A 1,115-nucleotide genomic window follows, 5' to 3' on the forward strand; every position below is an offset into this window, starting at 1 on the left:
AAATTTCCTTAAACTCTTCTTTTTTCCCAAAACCAATTAAACGCTGAATCGCCATTTGAACATAGTCTAAACCATAGCGAAATAAACTCATTGAGAGTCGTCCATGCTTCTTTATTTTTATCGCTTTTTTTTGATTATGTTGCCATTCACCCGTTAAGTAACACCAACAGAAGCTTATAGCTAACACCGCAATCAATTTTTTCACTCGTCTAGGGTCTGTCAAGCGCGTATTTTCAAGATTAAACCCGCGTCCTTTGAGACAACTGAATAAGGTTTCAATTTCCCAGCGTAATGCATAATCCTGAATAGCATTGGCATTAAACTGAGGAGAAACGACGAGTAAAAGCTCTCCATTTTCTAACTGTAGTGCACTTATATATAGTTTCACCCGACCAACCAAAATCCGTCGTTTACGACATTCAATTTGACCAACTTTAAGATGGCGAAATAAATCACTAATTTTATGATTCTTTCCTAAATGATTGGTGACAATGAAGTTTTTTTAACACGAATGCAGAAGTTGATGTCTTGTTCAATTAACCATGTAAACCACTGCTCACCGATAAACTCTCTGTCTGCGAACACATTCACAATACGGTCTTTACCAAAAATGGCTATAAAGCGTTGAATCAAAGCAATACGCTCTTTCGTATCTGAATTTCCACGTTTATTAAGCAATGTCCAAAGGATAGGTATCGCTATTCCACGATAAACGATTGCGAGCATCAGGATATTAATATTTCGTTTTCCCCATTTCCAATTGGTTCTATCTAAAGTCAGTTGCACTTGGTCGAATGAAAACATATTGAAAATCAACTGAGAAATTTGACGATAATCAAAATACTGACCTGCAAAGAAGCGCTGCATACGTCGATAAAATGATTGTGGTAAACACTTGATGGGCAAGGCTTTAGATGCAGAAGAAAGATTACATGTTTGCTTTAAAATAATCACAAGCATGATGAGCGCAAAGCACTTTAAATGTGACTTGTTCCATTTTAGAGATTTGTTTAAGATAAGATATAACTCATTGAGATGTGTCATAGTATTCGTCGTTAGAAAACAATTATTGTGACATTATTTCAATGAGTTATCTATTTTTGTCGTGTACAGAG

1 protein-coding gene is annotated in these 1,115 nt (G+C 35.6%); it reads right to left on the bottom strand.

Translation table 11 applies throughout. The features are described from left to right. Nucleotides 1–1,044 (bottom strand): IS4-like element ISAba1 family transposase gene (locus FTV04_RS16620; RefSeq protein ID WP_180090437.1). Its coding sequence is split into 2 segments (ribosomal slippage), with 1,045 coding nucleotides annotated over them: nt 1–504 and nt 504–1,044; the frame shifts between segments, so codons are not numbered across the junction. This gene is flagged as partial in the annotation. Nucleotides 1,045–1,115 lie beyond the last annotated feature (71 nt).

This window comes from Acinetobacter sp. YH12219 (assembly GCF_013417875.1).
GTDB lineage: Bacteria > Pseudomonadota > Gammaproteobacteria > Pseudomonadales > Moraxellaceae > Acinetobacter > Acinetobacter amyesii.